Genomic DNA, 14,146 nt, shown 5'->3' with positions numbered 1-14,146 from the left:
TGTACTATTCGAGAAAACGAATTATAATGTTAAGGTTGGAGGTGCAATATGGACTATATGACATTAAAAGAAGCTGGCGAAAAATGGGGCGTGACCCCTCGTTGGATAAATTATTACTGTTCTTCGGGCCGCATTCCCGGCGCTGTGAAAATGGGGACTGTCTGGCTCATTCCTAAGAACGCAGAAAAGCCCATTGATGGCAGGACAAAAAAAGCAAGGAGCAATCGCAATGGAAAATAGGATTATATTGATTGAAGATGACGAAGAAATCAGAAGCATGGTGAAAGACTATTTGTCAGGAGAATTTCAAGTGCTTTCTTTTAGTGATGGTAAAACAGCTATTCATACTATCAAGAATTATGATGAATACTCTCTTGCACTCATAGACCTTATGCTGCCAGATATGAGTGGTATGGAGATTATTAAGACTATTCGGCAGGTCAGCACGATCCCGATCATCATTATCACCGCAAAGGACAATGATACCGATAAATCGTTAGGGCTGAATTTGGGGGCCGATGATTATGTTGTAAAGCCATTTTCTCTGATTGAGCTTACTGCAAGGATTAAAGCCAATATTCGGCGTGCCAGAACCTATCAAGCCATGCCAAACGATGCAGGCGTAAAGATTAAGGATTTAGAGATTGACCCAATCAGTCATACTGTTAGCCGCCAAGGAACTCTGATAGATTTAACGCCCATTGAATTTGAAATTTTGTATCTGCTGGCAACCCATCCGGGACGGGCTTTCTCGAAAGAACGCTTGTATGAACTTATTTGGAAAGAGCCATATTTCGGTAATGAAAACGTATTAAATACCCATATCAATCGACTGCGCCTGAAACTGAAAAACGGTGAAGAAGATACGACAACCTATATTAAGACCTTATGGGGAATAGGTTACAAGATGGAGGATAAATAAATGTGGGTTCTGTTTGCTGCGCTTTCAGCCGCTTTGCTGCTCATCTGCATTTGGCAGAGAATACAGTATAGGAAATTGCAAAAAGAAATCAACTATATCAGTAACCGACTGGAAACGCTTTCTATTACTTCTGAAAATGGCTTTGTTCTTCTCCCTACCGATCATGCCTGCATGAAAAAATTAGGGGCTGCGATTAACACATTGCTTCAAAATTTCTACGAAAAGAAGTCAGAATATGAACAGGCACAAAAGGCGATGGCACAGGTTCTTACCAATATCTCACATGATATTCGTACCCCTCTGACTGTGCTGAAAGGAAACAGTGAAATGTTAGCTGCTAAAGTGGATGATGTATCTGTGCCGGAGGTCATTCATACCATGGCTACCAAAATTGACCGTAAAGCAGATGATTTGATAACAACGATAAACGACTATTTTACAATGTCCAAAATTGCTTCCGGCGATCTTCCTCTGAAACTGCAAAAGGAGAATGTTTCAAGATTATGCCAAGACACCATTTTGGAATATTATGATCTGCTTGAAAAGCAGCAATTTGAGGTGGATATACAGATACCAGCCACGCCGATTTATGCAGACACAGACCGGGACGCCTTGCAGCGTATTTTGAAAAACCTAATAGACAATGCAATCCGGCATGGGGGTGATGGAAAGTATATTGCCCTGCGTCTTACAGCAGAAAAAGGAAAAAGTGTCATTGAAATAGAGGATCACGGGAAAGGAATGTCGCCACAACAGCAAAAGCAGATATTCACAAGAAACTATACGACTGCCCCGAAATCATCAGGAAATGGTCTGGGATTGGCGATTGCAAAGAAACTTTCTATGCAGATAGGAGCAGAATTGCAGGTTCACAGCATACAGAATGAGCAAACGGTTTTCTCGGTCATTTTGAAAAGTTAGAAAAAAGTTAGATTTCAGGCAGAGAAAAGAGAAGTCTGTTTTGTATAATGGGAGCCGTACAGGAGGAATACAAAATGGATTATATCATGGAAACCGTAGGGCTGCGAAAGTCCTATAAAGGAAATGTCGTTGTAAACGATGTGAATATCCATGTTCCCAAAGGGGCTATTTATGGCTTTGTCGGGCCGAACGGTGCCGGTAAAAGTACGGTAATGAAAATGATCCTGAACCTTATCCAGCCAGAAGCCGGAGAAGTTCAGCTTTTTGGAGAGAAAGTCACCGATCAAAGTTATGAAGTTTTCAAACGGGTGGGTTCCATTATCGAAAATCCGTACTTTTACGAGAAAATGACGGCCCGGCAAAACTTAGAGCTTCATTGCGACTATATGGGATTTCCCAATAAAGAGCGCATTGATGAAGTTCTGCAAATGGTTGATCTGCAAAATGTAGAGGGAAAGCAAATCCGCCATTATTCATTAGGTATGAAACAGCGGTTAGCAATCGCAAGAGCTATCCTTGCAAAGCCAGAATTTCTAATTTTAGATGAACCGATTAACGCATTAGACCCCGAAGGTATCCGCGAAATGCGGAACCTGTTCCAGCGGCTTAATCAGGAAGATGGAACGACCATTTTTATTTCCAGTCATATCCTATCCGAAGTTGATCTAATTGCTGATACGATTGGAATTATTCAACATGGCAACCTACTGGCAGAACTGCCCATTGAGGAAATCCATAAGCATCAAACGGAGTATATCAGTCTACAAGTTGATGATGTAGCCCATGCAGCAACTTTATTGGAACAGATGGGCATTACAAACTTTAGCATATTGGATAAAGAGTTCATCCGGATTTATGACTCGAACATTTCTGGCAAAGTTTTGTCAAAAGCCCTCATTGAAAGTGGTGTTGGTTTAGAGAGCTTAGGGCGTAAACAGGACACTCTGGAAGATTATTTCTTTCAGCTCACAGAGGAGGGAAAATAAAATGGCACACCTTATTAAACTGGAATTGAAAAAATTTGGGACTGCTCGAAATATAATTTTTACGTTTGCCGCAATCCTTTTCAGCATACTGTTCATTACTGTATCTTTGTGGGATAGTATGACAGACCCGGAGCAAACCAAAGACACGTTTGAAAGTACATATCTTGTTATTGGCTTGCTGATGTCCTTTATTTTCCTTGTGTACTCGTCGGTTTTAACTGCACGTCTGGTAATTGGAGAATATAGTCAGCGGACAATCACGATTATGTTTTCTTATCCTTTGAACCGCATGAAATTGATTGCCAGCAAATTGATTATCATTATGGTTTATACGGCAATTTCAATGGCGATTGGATATATTTGTTGCAGCGGTTATATCGTGCTTGTGGACAGATTTTTTGATATGCTGGAGGGAACATTCCAAATTTCCATGCTTCAGACATGGATACCAATGGCAATAACTGCGGTAGTTGTATGCACGGTACTATCGCTCTGGCCATTTATCATTGGCATGATCCGAAAATCTGTTCCCACCACAATCGTAACTTCATTGATTGTCATTGTGTTCCGGCAACTCATTATCAGTAAAAATACAACATATCAGGAGTCCTTGCTACAAATCCTTTTGATTGCAATCATTACGTTTGGAATGGCTTTATTTATTTTCAAGAAGAAAGTACCAGAACTATATTAATTCCATCTGTCGGGCGACGGCAAAAGAAAAAAAGCCGTCGTTCAGCAGCCCTTTGACACGCCCATACGACCAGGGGGCTGTCGGGAAATAGATAGTTCCAAACAGGGGCAGGTGTGACTCATGCGAGTCACGCCTGCCCCTGAAATTTATCCTCAAAAAAGAGAAAAAGATGACTAACGACAGCCATCTTTCTCCCCGTTCCATGTTATAATGGAACTATGCTAACCAAAGATTATTATAATGACTTTTTTGAAATTGGGCAACAGAAAATTAACTTCAGTTTCTTCGAATTGAGGCTACCCGACGACGATCCAGTCTATACCCTGAAAAAAGTGATGGAGGAATTAGATTTTTCAGGCCTGCTGGCCTGCTATTCGGATAAGGGAAGAACCGGGTATAATCCAATCATGCTGTATGCTGTTGTTACCTACGCAAACATGCGCGGGGTCAGGGCTGTTGACCGTATTGTAGATTTATGCCGGAGAGACCTTGCTTTTATCTGGCTGACCAAAGGGCAGAAGCCCCAGAGGGATGCTTTTTACGATTTTAAAGGAAAAAAGCTGACGGAGGAAGTCCTGGACGATCTGAATTACCAGTTCATGCGCCGCCTGGAGAAGGAAGGCCTTATTACGCTGAAAGAACTTTACATTGATGGGACCAAAATCGAAGCGAACGCAAACCGGTACACCTTTGTCTGGCGGGGCAGCATCAACTATCACCTTGCCGGCCTGCTGGACACCATCGATGCCCTTTATGCAAAGTACAATGCCTTCCTGCTTGAGAACGGCTATGGCCCCAAATACGATCTTGGGGATGCCCATATGTTCGTGATCGAGGGGATGGACAAAGTCCGGAAAGTTATCGAAGAAAACAGGAAGCGGAAACTGACAAAGCATAAGAAGATCTCCAATAACACGATCCTTGAGATTGATTCCTGTTCCCCTCTTGAGATCCTGAAGCTGCAGAAGAACCTGGTGCGGATCGCAGAAGGGGAAGGGATCGGATTCGTTTTCGGAAAAGGGAAGCATAAGCCGGAAATCCAGAAACTCTACGAGGAACTGGAAGAATGCGGCAGGCGCCTGATGGAGTATAAGAAATGCTTTGAGATCATGGGGAAAGACCGGAACAGCTATTCGAAGACGGATCTGGAAGCAACGTTTATGCGGATGAAAGAAGACCATATGCTGAATGGGCAGTTAAAACCGGCATATAACGTCCAGATCGCGGTAGAGAATTACTTTATTGTCCACGGATATGTCAGCAATGACCGGACAGACTACAATACGCTGGTCCCCGTCCTGGAAAAGCACAGGAAAGCGTTTGGAGACACACTGGAGGCAGTAACTGCCGACAGCGGATACTGCTGCGAAAAGAACCTGGTGTATCTGAAAGAGAACGGGATCCGGAGCTATATCAAGCTGCAGGACCATGAGAAGAGGAAGACACGGGCATACAAAGAAGACATTGGGAAGTATTACAACATGACATACGCCGTCTTTGAAGATGAGCATTATTATATCTGCCATGATGGAAGGGAACTGCACCATATCCGGACAGAAAGCAAAGAGCAGGACGGCTATACGCAGACGATAGAGGTATATGGCTGTGAAGACTGCAGCGGCTGTGAGCATAAATCCAAATGTCTATATAAATACAATGCGGAAAAGAATCCTGATCGGAATAAAATCGTGAAGGTCAACGAACGGTGGGAAGAACTGAAGGAAGAGTCCCATGCGAATATCCAGAGCGAGGAAGGGATCCTGAAACGTCAGACCCGTTCGATCCAGACGGAGGGCCACTTTGGAGATATCAAGGAAAATGAAAACTTCCGTCGTTTTAACTACCGGTCAGAGGAGAAAGTATATAAAGAATTCATGCTGTATGCGATGGGCAGGAATATCATGAAATACCACCGGTTTTTACAACATGAAATCGAAAAATATGAAGGGAAAAAGGGGCAGAAAGCAGCTTAGCTGATGGAGCGCTTCAAAAAGTCCAAACAAGGGGTTTTTGCGCCCAAAAACAGGGCAGTGAAAAAAGGAAGAGACACCCTCACAGTGAATTCAGACCTGAAAAAGCCTGAATTTTGTGGAAGTGTCTCTTTCCCGCATATCAGGGGCTAAAAATCGGTATTAACCGACAGCCCCTTCTTTTATGCCCTCAATAAAGGAGTGACGCCCATACGCCAACACGGCGGCTTTAGGAGGGAGCCGCCATGAAGCACACTGACTGCCGACAAATTCAGACGATATTTGCGCTACCGTCAAAAAAAGCCCAACCACCGAACAGGCCCCGTCTGGCAGCCGGTGCGAAAATTGTCATTCTGTAAGTGAATATTGGAGTTTTTGCGCTCGAATAGCTTCATGCTGTCCGGGCGTTTTTTCATATTTATGGGGCTTGAACATCGGGTCAGCATGGCCCGAATCCTGTCCCCGGTGCCGCTCCCCGCCGCCCCGTTCAGATTTTCCCGCAAAAAATCTGAACGGAGGAAAGGCAGATGGAAGTCACCATCCATTACAACGGACAAGCTGTGGCCGTAGAGGTCACGCTGGAAGTCTATGAATTTCTTGACCGGGCCGACCACAAAGCCGAAAACCTGTCCCATGAGCAGCGGCGGCACTGGGATGGCCGGGAGTTTGACGAATACATAGTTGCCACCGAGGGCGTGGGTATCTACGGCGAAACGCCGGAGGATTACCTGTGCCGCAAGGAAACGCTGGGCGAGCTGACGGCCGTCCTGGACACCTGCACCGAGGCCCAGCGCCGCCGGTTCCTGCTCTATGCCCTGGACGGGCTGACCCTTGCGGAGATCGGGACGGTGTGCGGCTGCTCCAAAGTGGCCGTGTATCAGAGTGTGGAGGCAGTCAGAAAAAAATTTATAAAATTCTTTGAAAACAGGCTTAACGAATGACCTGTTTTCGGGCTACCAAGTGAAAGGGATTGTTTCCCTTATCCCAGGGGAGGCGGACAGCGGACAAGCTGCCCGCCTCTCCCATTTTCAGGAGGTAAGCCTATGAAAACAATCAATCTGCGGTGGATTTATCCCCACTACCAGCACGACGAGTTTGTAGAGGTCAGCGACGAGGTCTGGGAGGCCATGCGGCAGGCCCAGCGCGAGATGAACAACTATGAGCGCCGGAAGGTCTACCACCGCGCCTGGTACTCCCTGGACGCATATAGCTGGGCGGAGAACTATGCGCTGGAACACGGCAGATCGCCGGAGGAAATCTTTTTGGAGCGCGAGGAACGGGCCGCCCATCTGCGTCTGCTGGCCGCCTTGCCGGAGGCCCTGGCCCATGCCACCCCCACACAGGCCCGCCGCGTCCGGGCCTACTACATCGTCGGTATCAACCAGCCGGAAATTGCCCGGATGGAGGGCGTACACAGCAGCAAGGTCAGCGTTGCCATCCGGCGGGGCCTGCGGAATATGCGCCGTTGCTATGACGGCCTTTTTCCGTCAGAGTGAGGGCGGGCCTATGCAGACGATCAACCTCAAGCAATATTACCCGTTCTGTACCGAGGACACCTTTGTGGAGGTGTCGGATGAAATCGCCGAGGCGTTCCTGCTGGACAAGCGGGCCGAGGCCGCCAGGGAGCGTAAGATGTACCGCTACAAGGCGTTTTACTCCCTTGACTGTGACGACGGGATCGAGAAGGCCGCCATCGGCTGGGCGCAGCCATCGCCGGAGGATTGCCTGATGGAAAAGGAGGCACAAGCCGAATATGCCGAACTGCTCCGGCGGCTCTATGAGGCCCTTTCCTCTTTGCCACCAGCGCAGGCCCGCCGCGTCCATGCCCGGTATATGCTGGGGATGAAAGTAAAGGACATTGCCGCGATGGAGGGTATCACTCCATCCCAGGCGGGGAAGTCCATCCATGCGGCGCTCCGGCGGCTGCGCCGGTACTTCATACGCCGGAAATGGACAAGAGGCCTATGAAAACCATCAACCTGAAAAAGTATTATTATCCCCTCTACGAAACGGACACCTTCATAGAACTGCCGGACGAGGTTGCAGACGCCATTGTGGAGGAAAGCCGCGCAGAGGACGCCAATGACGCCAAGCAGCATTATCACTGTTATTCTCTGGACGCATCCCCCGGCATGGAACACCATTTCCCGGAGCAGGCCGTTTCCCCGGAGGATATTCTGGTGGAGAAGGAAACGGAACGGGAACAGGAGGCCGCCCGCGCCCTGATGATGGAACGGCTCCGGGAGGCCCTTGCCACATTGACGCCCCGGCAGGCAAGCTGCCTTCATGCCCGGTTTTGGGAGGGCAAGCAGTTTAAGGAGATTGCCGAGGCCGAAGGCTTTACCACATCGGCTGCCATTGTCACGGTTCGCAACGCCATTATCAAGTTACAGAAATATTATATCAAGCGCGGCTGGATGAAGCCGCCAAAGGAGAAAGCGATATGCACAAAGACAGCACCGCCCAAGCGAAACAGAAAAAAGACGAGCGCGAAGAAGTCCTGAAGGAGATCCGGCAGCTTGAGAACCGCCAGAAGATTTTGGAGAACAAGCAGCGCAACGAGGAACGCAAGGCCCGCACCCGCCGCCTGATTGAACGCGGGGCTATTTTGGAGGGCATTTTCCCTCTGGCCCCCGACCTTCCCGGCGCAGAGGTCAAGGCGTTCCTGATTGCCCTGTCCCATCTTCCGGGGGCGGCGGAACTGGCCGCAAAACTGCCGAAATCCGGGGACAAGCCGTAAGTCCCTTGTTTACAAGGGCGCACTTATACACCGTTGCCGGTGTCGTGCGCCCTGCCGGGGGCTGTTGCGTACTTCGTCCGCGATGGGGAGCTACACTCCCCAAACCCCTTGTGCGCCCCGCGCAGCCAAACACCCGCTTCGCGTCTGTTCGGCTCCACGGAGCCTGAAATATCCCCGCCGAAAGGAGGTGCCACCCATAGATTTTTGCCATATCCCCGTCAGTATCATCAAGCGCAGCGAGGGCCGTTCCGCTGTTGCCGCAGCTGCCTACCGAAGCGGAGCCAAACTGACAAATGAATGGGACGGCCTGACCCATGATTACACCCGGAAGGGCGGCGTTGTCCATGCGGAAATCATGCTGCCCGCCCACGCCCCGCCGGAGTTTGCAGACCGCTCCACCCTCTGGAACAGTGTGGAGCAGATCGAGAAAGCCAGGGACAGCCAGCTTGCCCGCGAGATTGAAGCGGCCCTCCCCCGCGAGCTTACCAGAGAACAGCAGCTTGCCCTTGTACGGGCCTATGTGAAGGACAACTTTGTGGACAAGGGGATGTGCGCCGACTTTGCCATCCATGACAAGGGAACCGGCAACCCCCATGTTCATATCATGCTGACCGTCCGGCCCCTGAAAGAAAATGGCGCATGGGGCGCAAAGTGCCGCAAGGCATACGACCTGGACGAGAACGGCCAGCGTATCCCGGATGGGAAAGGCGGCTGGAAAAACCACCGGGAGGACACCACCGACTGGAACGACAAAGGGAATGTGGAGATTTGGCGGGCGGCATGGGCGGCTTATACCAACCGGGCATTGGAGGCCGCCGGTCAGCCTGCCCTGGTAGACCACCGCAGCTACAAGCGCCGGGGCATTGATAAAATCCCCTCTGTCCACCTGGGGCCAGCAGCCAGCCAGATGGAGAAGCGCGGCATCCGCACCGACAAGGGAGAAGTCAACCGGCAGATCGCCGCTGACAATAAGCTGCTGAAAGAAATCAAGGCCCGCATTACCCGCCTTTACAACTGGTCGAAGGCCGAGGCCGAAAAGCCGGAGGGTCAGCAGCCCAGCATGATGGACTTGTGGGAGGCCCAGCAGCAGCTCAAGCGGCCTGACACCCGTACCGGAAAAATCCGGGCATTGCAGGAGAGCGCCGCCCTGTTCAATTTTCTGAACGCCAACGGCATCCAATCCATGCAGCAGCTCCATGAAAAAATTGCCGGTATGAACACCCGCTACTATGACCTGCGGCGAGAGATCGTCAAGGCCGAGCGCCGGATCGCTGTCCTCACCGAGCGCGGGGAGATGTGGGCGCAGTACAACGAGTACAAGGCCATTCATAAACAGCTTGCCAGGATGAAGCCGGAAAAGCGGGAGCTGTTCGAGCAGCGCCACAGCCGGGAGCTGATCCTCTATGACGCGGCAGACCGGTATCTGAAGGAACTGAAAGCCAGCGGCGAGGAACTTTCCCCGAAGGAATGGCGGCGCGAGATCGACCTGCTGACCGCCCAGAAGCAGGTGGACAGCATCGACATGAAGGCCATGCGGGAGGAACTGAAAGCCGTGGAACGGCTCCGCAAGGCCGCCGACCAACTGGCCCGCCAGGAACGGGACAAGCCCCGCGACCGGGGGCCGGAGCGGTAAAGGGTACGGTGTTTTGCCGACCCCTTGCGGTGCGTCGCGTTTCACGACACACCTTTGCACAGAATTGTCAACATTCACTCATGGAAGGAGATTGCCTTATGAAGCAGATTATTTTACCCGTCACTGTCCACCTGAATATCCGCCTGCCCCTTGCCCTCTTGCAGCCGGAACCGGCAGACGCGCCCACCGGCCCGGAGCCGGAGGCCCATGCCTGCCAGGGATGCGGTAACTGCGGCGGGTGCAGGAAGTGCCAGCATGAAGAAAAGCAAGCCTGAACCCATCCCCGTCATGGACTACCGCCAGTACCGCAGAGCGCGGCGGCTGGTACATGAGTGCTGCAACTATGACGGCGGCAACTGTATCGCGCTGGACGATGGGGAGGAATGTGTCTGTGTCCAGTCCATTTCCTACTCCCTGCTGTGCCGGTGGTTCCGGGCGGCGGTGCTGCCGCTGGACAGAGAGCTGGAAACAGCCCTGTTCCACCGCCTGGACGCCAAACGGTGCGCTGTCTGTGGTGCGCTGTTCACCCCCGGCTCCAACCGGGCCAAATACTGCCCGGAATGTGCCGGACGCATGAAGCGTATCAAGGCCGCCCAGCGCAAGCGCAAACAGAGGGCTAAGTGTCACGCTTTAGGGGCCGAAAACCCCTTGTAAATCAAGGACTTTTTCGAGGGTGTCGGCAGGGGCCTGATACATTTATCCTCTGACCCCCAAAACGGCCCTCTAAATGCGTACAGAAGCCCAAAACGAACCCCAAGGAGGAACCCATGTCAGACAATCGAAAATATTACTACCTGAAACTCAAAGAGAACTATTTTGACGATGACTCCATCGTGCTGCTGGAAAGTATGCAGGACGGTGTTCTGTACTCCAACATCCTGCTCAAGCTGTATCTGAAATCCCTGAAACACGGCGGGCGGCTCCAGCTTGACGAGAATATCCCCTACACGGCGCAGATGATCGCCACCATCACCCGCCAGCAGATTGGCACTGTGGAGAGGGCCTTGCAAATCTTCCTGAAGCTGGGCCTTGTGGAAGTGCTGGACAGCGGCACCTTCTACATGAGCAATATCGAACTGCTGATCGGCCAGTCCTCCACCGAGGCCGAGCGAAAGCGGGCAGCGAGGCTTCAAAACAAGGCTCTTTCCGCGCCTCGGACAAACGGCGGACATTTGTCCGACATTCGTCCACCAGAGATAGAGATAGAGTTAGAGAAAGAGATAGAGATAAAGAGAGAGATAGAGAAGGGACGCCCCGCCCGCGCCTATGGCCGTTACCAGAATGTTTTCCTGACGGACGAGGAACTGGCAGACTTGCAGGCCAGCTTTCCCACCGTATGGGGCCAGTACATCGAAAAGCTGTCCGAGTATATGGCTTCTACCGGCAAGCGGTATCAGAGCCATGCCGCCACCATCCGGCGCTGGGCCGGTGAGGACGCGAAGAAAGCAGCCCCGCCCACCCGCAACCGGGATTACAGCGTAAAGGAGGATGAAACCGTATGATGGAGATTACCGCAGAAATCCGGGCGCTGATCGACAAGGCAGCCGCCGGTGTGGAGCTGGCCGGGGACGAGTACATAGACCCGGCAGACGGCCTCATTCACTGCAAGAAGTGCGGCGGCCAGAGGCAGACCGTTGTGCCATGCTTTGGAAAACCAGGCTACTTCATGCCCCGCTGTATCTGCCAGTGCCAGCGGGAGGCCGAGGAACAGCGCAAGGCCGCCGAGGAACGGCAGCGCCGCATGGAGCGTATCAAGCGCCGGAAAGCCCAGGGCCTGCAAGACCGCTATCTGTACGACTACACCTTTGCCAACGACAACGGCCAAAATCCTCTGATGGACAAGGCCCGCGCCTATGTAGAGAACTGGAAGGAGGCATACCGAAACAACACTGGCCTGCTGCTGTTTGGGGATGTGGGAACCGGCAAGTCCTTTTTCGCCGGTTGTATCGCCAACGCCCTGCTTGACCGGGATGTGCCGGTGCTGATGACAAACTTTCCCACCATCCTGAACCGCCTGACGGGGATGTTCTCCGATGACAGGGCCGACTTTATCGCCAGCTTTGACGAGTACGACCTGCTCATCATTGACGATTTGGGTGTGGAGCGCAGCACCGAGTATGCGATGGAGCAGATGTTTTTCGTCATTGACAGCCGCTACCGCAGCCGCAGGCCCATGATCATCACCACCAACCTGAAGCTGGCCGAACTCAAGAACCCGCCCGACCTGGCCCACGCCCGTATCTATGACCGTATCCTGGAACGGTGCGCCCCGATCCTCTTTGCCGGGAAGAACTTCCGGGAGGAAAACGCCGGGGCCACTAAGCAGGCGGCGAAAGACATTGTAAACCGTAAGAGCGATTGATTGTTTTGCCGGACGGCGCAGCCCCGCCCGGAGAAAGGAGCGCCATGAACAAAGAAACCCGTACCATGCAGACCGCAGGCACCACCCCCGCCAGAGCGCCGGAGGACGCCCCCGCGCTGGTAAAGAAAATCGGCAAGACCACCTACAAGGTGCGCGTCCATTTCAGCAATACCAGCACCGAGACCATGAGCGACAAAATCAAGCGTATGCTCAAAAACGAGATACAGCAGATGTGACCGGCTGATAAAGCCAGCCGCCTTGTGTTAAACTGATGATGGTACACACCAAAACTTTAGCCAAGGAGGACATGAAAATGCTGTACACAGAAAAAGAGAAAAATGAGATTGAGCGCGTCCGCAAAGTGTTTGAGAAACATATCCGGCAGATGACCGCTTATGATTTGGTTTGGTCGGATAAGGTCGGCTATGTGTGGCTGGCAATATCTATCGACCCGGTCTATATTGACACCGGCAACTGGATAGAGTCCGCTGCCGGTCTTTGTAATGAGTGCTTGAATGATATAGCACTGGATGTTTTTGGAATGACCGGAAACGACCATGACTTCGAGGACGCCGATCCGCTGGAACTGGCCGAGATTAAGCGGCGCTGGAAACCCTATATCGACCAACTGCCGGAATATGCGTACCTTTGCGACGAACTGTTAAGCAGGAGAAAATAACCCATCCGCCAAAGTGTCAGGAGCTAAAATCTGCTTCCTGGCACTTTTTTTGTGGCTTTTTTGTGAATTTGATTAAAAAGTCCTTGACAACTCGTTTCGGGCAAAACCGCAAAATCAATCCTCATTTCTTGCGGTGCGAGGCTCGCTCCTTTTGATATAAAGGAATTGCGCGATCTTATGTCCTACGACGAATTAGAACTTGACACGTTAGGCGACAGAAAAACAGCTTTGTTTTTGATTATGAGCGATACGGACAGCACGTTTAATTTTGTTATCGCTATGCTGCAATCGCAGTTATTTAATCTCTTGTGCGACAAGGCCGACGACGAATACGGCGGCAAGCTGCCGGTTCATGTTCGCTGCCTGTTAGACGAGTTTGCAAACATTGGACAAATCCCGCAGTTTGAAAAATTGATTGCCACAATCCGCAGCCGGGAAATCTCGGCTTCTATCATTCTGCAATCGCAGAGCCAGCTAAAAGCCATTTACAAGGACGCGGCAGAAATCATACTTGACAATGCCGACAGCACCTTGTTTTTGGGAGGGCGCGGGAAAAATGCAAAGGATATTTCGGAGAACTTGGGACGTGAAACAATCGACAGTTTCAACACTTCCGAAAATCGCGGCACGCAGGTTTCTCATGGCCTCAATTATCAGAAATTGGGAAAGGAGTTGATGACACAGGACGAAATCGCAGTTATGGACGGAGGAAAATGTATTTTGCAGTTGCGCGGCGTGCGCCCCTTTTTCAGCGATAAGTACGATATAACGCAGCACCCGAACTACAAATACCTTTCCGACTTCGACAAGAAAAACGCTTTTGACGTTGAACGGTATATGTCCACCCGTCCGGCAATCGTAAAGCCCGACGAACCCTTTGACATATACGAAATAGATTTGTCCGACGAGGACGCAGCCGCCGAATAAAAACGGCGGCATTTTTATTTCCAACAACATTTTTTGAGCCGTTTTAGCGGCAGAAAGCGAGGTTTATATGGATTTTTTCAACAGCGCAGTTGACGTATTGCAGACTTTGGTAATCGCGCTTGGCGCAGGACTTGGCATTTGGGGCGGCATTAACCTCATGGAGGGGTACGGCAACGATAACCCCGGCGCGAAGTCGCAGGGCATGAAACAGTTGATGGCGGGCGGCGGCGTTGCCCTTATCGGCCTTACCCTTGTCCCGCTGCTCTCCGGCCTGTTTGGATAATGCCACAAACTAACACTACCCGCCGCGCT

19 protein-coding genes and 1 pseudogene are annotated in these 14,146 nt (G+C 51.1%); all 20 read left to right on the top strand.

The annotated features are described in order from the left end of the window. Positions 1-48 precede the first annotated feature (48 nt). The 20 genes and pseudogenes from INF35_RS01455 (at position 49) to INF35_RS01360 (ending at position 14,117) form a co-directional block, all read left to right on the top strand. On the top strand, positions 49-240 hold the full coding sequence (locus INF35_RS01455; protein ID WP_087235991.1) for a helix-turn-helix domain-containing protein: 192 nt from the start codon (positions 49-51) through the stop codon (positions 238-240). Then, complete coding sequence (locus tag INF35_RS01450) at positions 230-922, top strand: response regulator transcription factor (RefSeq protein ID WP_087235989.1); 693 nt, start codon at positions 230-232, stop codon at positions 920-922. The genes INF35_RS01455 and INF35_RS01450 overlap by 11 nt, the downstream gene beginning before the upstream one ends. After that, complete coding sequence (locus tag INF35_RS01445; protein ID WP_087235987.1) at positions 923-1,843, top strand: sensor histidine kinase; 921 nt, start codon at positions 923-925, stop codon at positions 1,841-1,843. Positions 1,844-1,917: 74 nt separating this feature from the next. Then, the gene (locus tag INF35_RS01440; protein ID WP_087235985.1) at positions 1,918-2,829 is read left to right on the top strand and encodes an ABC transporter ATP-binding protein; all 912 of its coding nucleotides are present in this window, start codon (positions 1,918-1,920) and stop codon (positions 2,827-2,829) included. Position 2,830: 1 nt separating this feature from the next. Continuing rightward, positions 2,831-3,523 (top strand): ABC transporter permease, encoded by a 693-nt coding sequence (locus INF35_RS01435; RefSeq protein ID WP_087235983.1) that lies wholly within the window; start codon positions 2,831-2,833, stop codon positions 3,521-3,523. 218 nt (positions 3,524-3,741) lie between these two features. After that, positions 3,742-5,496, top strand: coding sequence for an IS1182 family transposase (locus INF35_RS01430; protein ID WP_087235981.1), 1,755 nt, complete (start codon positions 3,742-3,744; stop codon positions 5,494-5,496). 524 nt (positions 5,497-6,020) lie between these two features. After that, positions 6,021-6,434, top strand: a complete 414-nt coding sequence (locus tag INF35_RS01425) for an RNA polymerase sigma factor (RefSeq protein ID WP_087235979.1) — start codon at positions 6,021-6,023, stop codon at positions 6,432-6,434. Between the two features lie 102 nt (positions 6,435-6,536). Then, on the top strand, positions 6,537-6,989 hold the full coding sequence (locus INF35_RS01420; protein WP_087252948.1) for an RNA polymerase subunit sigma-24: 453 nt from the start codon (positions 6,537-6,539) through the stop codon (positions 6,987-6,989). A 10-nt stretch (positions 6,990-6,999) separates the two neighbouring features. After that, the gene (locus INF35_RS01415; RefSeq protein WP_087252950.1) at positions 7,000-7,461 is read left to right on the top strand and encodes a sigma factor-like helix-turn-helix DNA-binding protein; all 462 of its coding nucleotides are present in this window, start codon (positions 7,000-7,002) and stop codon (positions 7,459-7,461) included. Further along, the gene (locus tag INF35_RS01410) at positions 7,458-7,997 is read left to right on the top strand and encodes an RNA polymerase sigma factor (RefSeq protein WP_087284529.1); all 540 of its coding nucleotides are present in this window, start codon (positions 7,458-7,460) and stop codon (positions 7,995-7,997) included. Before INF35_RS01415 ends, INF35_RS01410 begins: the two co-directional genes overlap by 4 nt. Continuing rightward, the gene (locus tag INF35_RS01405; protein WP_193499781.1) at positions 7,937-8,233 is read left to right on the top strand and encodes a DUF3847 domain-containing protein; all 297 of its coding nucleotides are present in this window, start codon (positions 7,937-7,939) and stop codon (positions 8,231-8,233) included. Before INF35_RS01410 ends, INF35_RS01405 begins: the two co-directional genes overlap by 61 nt. A 187-nt stretch (positions 8,234-8,420) precedes the next feature. Next, entirely contained in the window at positions 8,421-9,866 is a 1,446-nt protein-coding gene (gene mobQ, locus INF35_RS01400; protein ID WP_193499780.1) for a MobQ family relaxase, read from the top strand. Between the two features lie 98 nt (positions 9,867-9,964). Beyond that, positions 9,965-10,141 (top strand): hypothetical protein, encoded by a 177-nt coding sequence (locus tag INF35_RS01395; protein ID WP_164706778.1) that lies wholly within the window; start codon positions 9,965-9,967, stop codon positions 10,139-10,141. Next, positions 10,122-10,520 (top strand): cysteine-rich VLP domain-containing protein, encoded by a 399-nt coding sequence (locus tag INF35_RS01390; RefSeq protein ID WP_087221679.1) that lies wholly within the window; start codon positions 10,122-10,124, stop codon positions 10,518-10,520. Before INF35_RS01395 ends, INF35_RS01390 begins: the two co-directional genes overlap by 20 nt. A gap of 113 nt (positions 10,521-10,633) precedes the next feature. Further along, positions 10,634-11,368 carry a phage replisome organizer N-terminal domain-containing protein gene (locus INF35_RS01385; RefSeq protein ID WP_087989415.1) on the top strand — a complete coding sequence of 245 codons (735 nt, stop codon included), beginning with the start codon at positions 10,634-10,636 and terminating at the stop codon, positions 11,366-11,368. Beyond that, positions 11,365-12,228: an ATP-binding protein gene (locus INF35_RS01380; RefSeq protein ID WP_193499779.1), complete on the top strand. Its 864-nt coding sequence runs from the start codon at positions 11,365-11,367 to the stop codon at positions 12,226-12,228. The genes INF35_RS01385 and INF35_RS01380 overlap by 4 nt, the downstream gene beginning before the upstream one ends. A 65-nt stretch (positions 12,229-12,293) precedes the next feature. Continuing rightward, positions 12,294-12,464 (top strand): transposon-encoded TnpW family protein, encoded by a 171-nt coding sequence (locus INF35_RS01375; protein ID WP_430651171.1) that lies wholly within the window; start codon positions 12,294-12,296, stop codon positions 12,462-12,464. A 77-nt stretch (positions 12,465-12,541) separates the two neighbouring features. Next, on the top strand, positions 12,542-12,907 hold the full coding sequence (locus INF35_RS01370) for a hypothetical protein (RefSeq protein ID WP_050006185.1): 366 nt from the start codon (positions 12,542-12,544) through the stop codon (positions 12,905-12,907). A gap of 87 nt (positions 12,908-12,994) precedes the next feature. Next, positions 12,995-13,834 (top strand): annotated as a pseudogene (locus INF35_RS01365) (VirD4-like conjugal transfer protein, CD1115 family); the annotation flags it as partial. 67 nt (positions 13,835-13,901) lie between these two features. Then, positions 13,902-14,117, top strand: a complete 216-nt coding sequence (locus tag INF35_RS01360; RefSeq protein ID WP_002604482.1) for a Maff2 family mobile element protein — start codon at positions 13,902-13,904, stop codon at positions 14,115-14,117. Positions 14,118-14,146 lie beyond the last annotated feature (29 nt).

It is taken from the genome of Gemmiger gallinarum (genome assembly GCF_014982805.1).
GTDB classification, from domain to species: domain Bacteria; phylum Bacillota; class Clostridia; order Oscillospirales; family Ruminococcaceae; genus Gemmiger; species Gemmiger gallinarum.
Note: the sequence above shows the minus strand (reverse complement) of the source record. Positions and strands in the feature narration are given on the sequence as shown.

Coding starts and splice junctions, on each gene's coding strand:
- INF35_RS01385 (WP_087989415.1), top strand. CDS start 10,634: ATGTCAGACAATCGAAAATATTACTACCTGAAACTCAAAGAGAACTAT.
- INF35_RS01450 (WP_087235989.1), top strand. CDS start 230: ATGGAAAATAGGATTATATTGATTGAAGATGACGAAGAAATCAGAAGC.
- INF35_RS01425 (WP_087235979.1), top strand. CDS start 6,021: ATGGAAGTCACCATCCATTACAACGGACAAGCTGTGGCCGTAGAGGTC.
- INF35_RS01435 (WP_087235983.1), top strand. CDS start 2,831: ATGGCACACCTTATTAAACTGGAATTGAAAAAATTTGGGACTGCTCGA.
- INF35_RS01415 (WP_087252950.1), top strand. CDS start 7,000: ATGCAGACGATCAACCTCAAGCAATATTACCCGTTCTGTACCGAGGAC.
- INF35_RS01445 (WP_087235987.1), top strand. CDS start 923: ATGTGGGTTCTGTTTGCTGCGCTTTCAGCCGCTTTGCTGCTCATCTGC.
- INF35_RS01375 (WP_430651171.1), top strand. CDS start 12,294: ATGCAGACCGCAGGCACCACCCCCGCCAGAGCGCCGGAGGACGCCCCC.
- INF35_RS01390 (WP_087221679.1), top strand. CDS start 10,122: ATGAAGAAAAGCAAGCCTGAACCCATCCCCGTCATGGACTACCGCCAG.
- INF35_RS01410 (WP_087284529.1), top strand. CDS start 7,458: ATGAAAACCATCAACCTGAAAAAGTATTATTATCCCCTCTACGAAACG.
- INF35_RS01380 (WP_193499779.1), top strand. CDS start 11,365: ATGATGGAGATTACCGCAGAAATCCGGGCGCTGATCGACAAGGCAGCC.
- INF35_RS01420 (WP_087252948.1), top strand. CDS start 6,537: ATGAAAACAATCAATCTGCGGTGGATTTATCCCCACTACCAGCACGAC.
- INF35_RS01430 (WP_087235981.1), top strand. CDS start 3,742: ATGCTAACCAAAGATTATTATAATGACTTTTTTGAAATTGGGCAACAG.
- INF35_RS01395 (WP_164706778.1), top strand. CDS start 9,965: ATGAAGCAGATTATTTTACCCGTCACTGTCCACCTGAATATCCGCCTG.
- INF35_RS01360 (WP_002604482.1), top strand. CDS start 13,902: ATGGATTTTTTCAACAGCGCAGTTGACGTATTGCAGACTTTGGTAATC.
- INF35_RS01405 (WP_193499781.1), top strand. CDS start 7,937: ATGCACAAAGACAGCACCGCCCAAGCGAAACAGAAAAAAGACGAGCGC.
- INF35_RS01440 (WP_087235985.1), top strand. CDS start 1,918: ATGGATTATATCATGGAAACCGTAGGGCTGCGAAAGTCCTATAAAGGA.
- INF35_RS01455 (WP_087235991.1), top strand. CDS start 49: ATGGACTATATGACATTAAAAGAAGCTGGCGAAAAATGGGGCGTGACC.
- INF35_RS01370 (WP_050006185.1), top strand. CDS start 12,542: ATGCTGTACACAGAAAAAGAGAAAAATGAGATTGAGCGCGTCCGCAAA.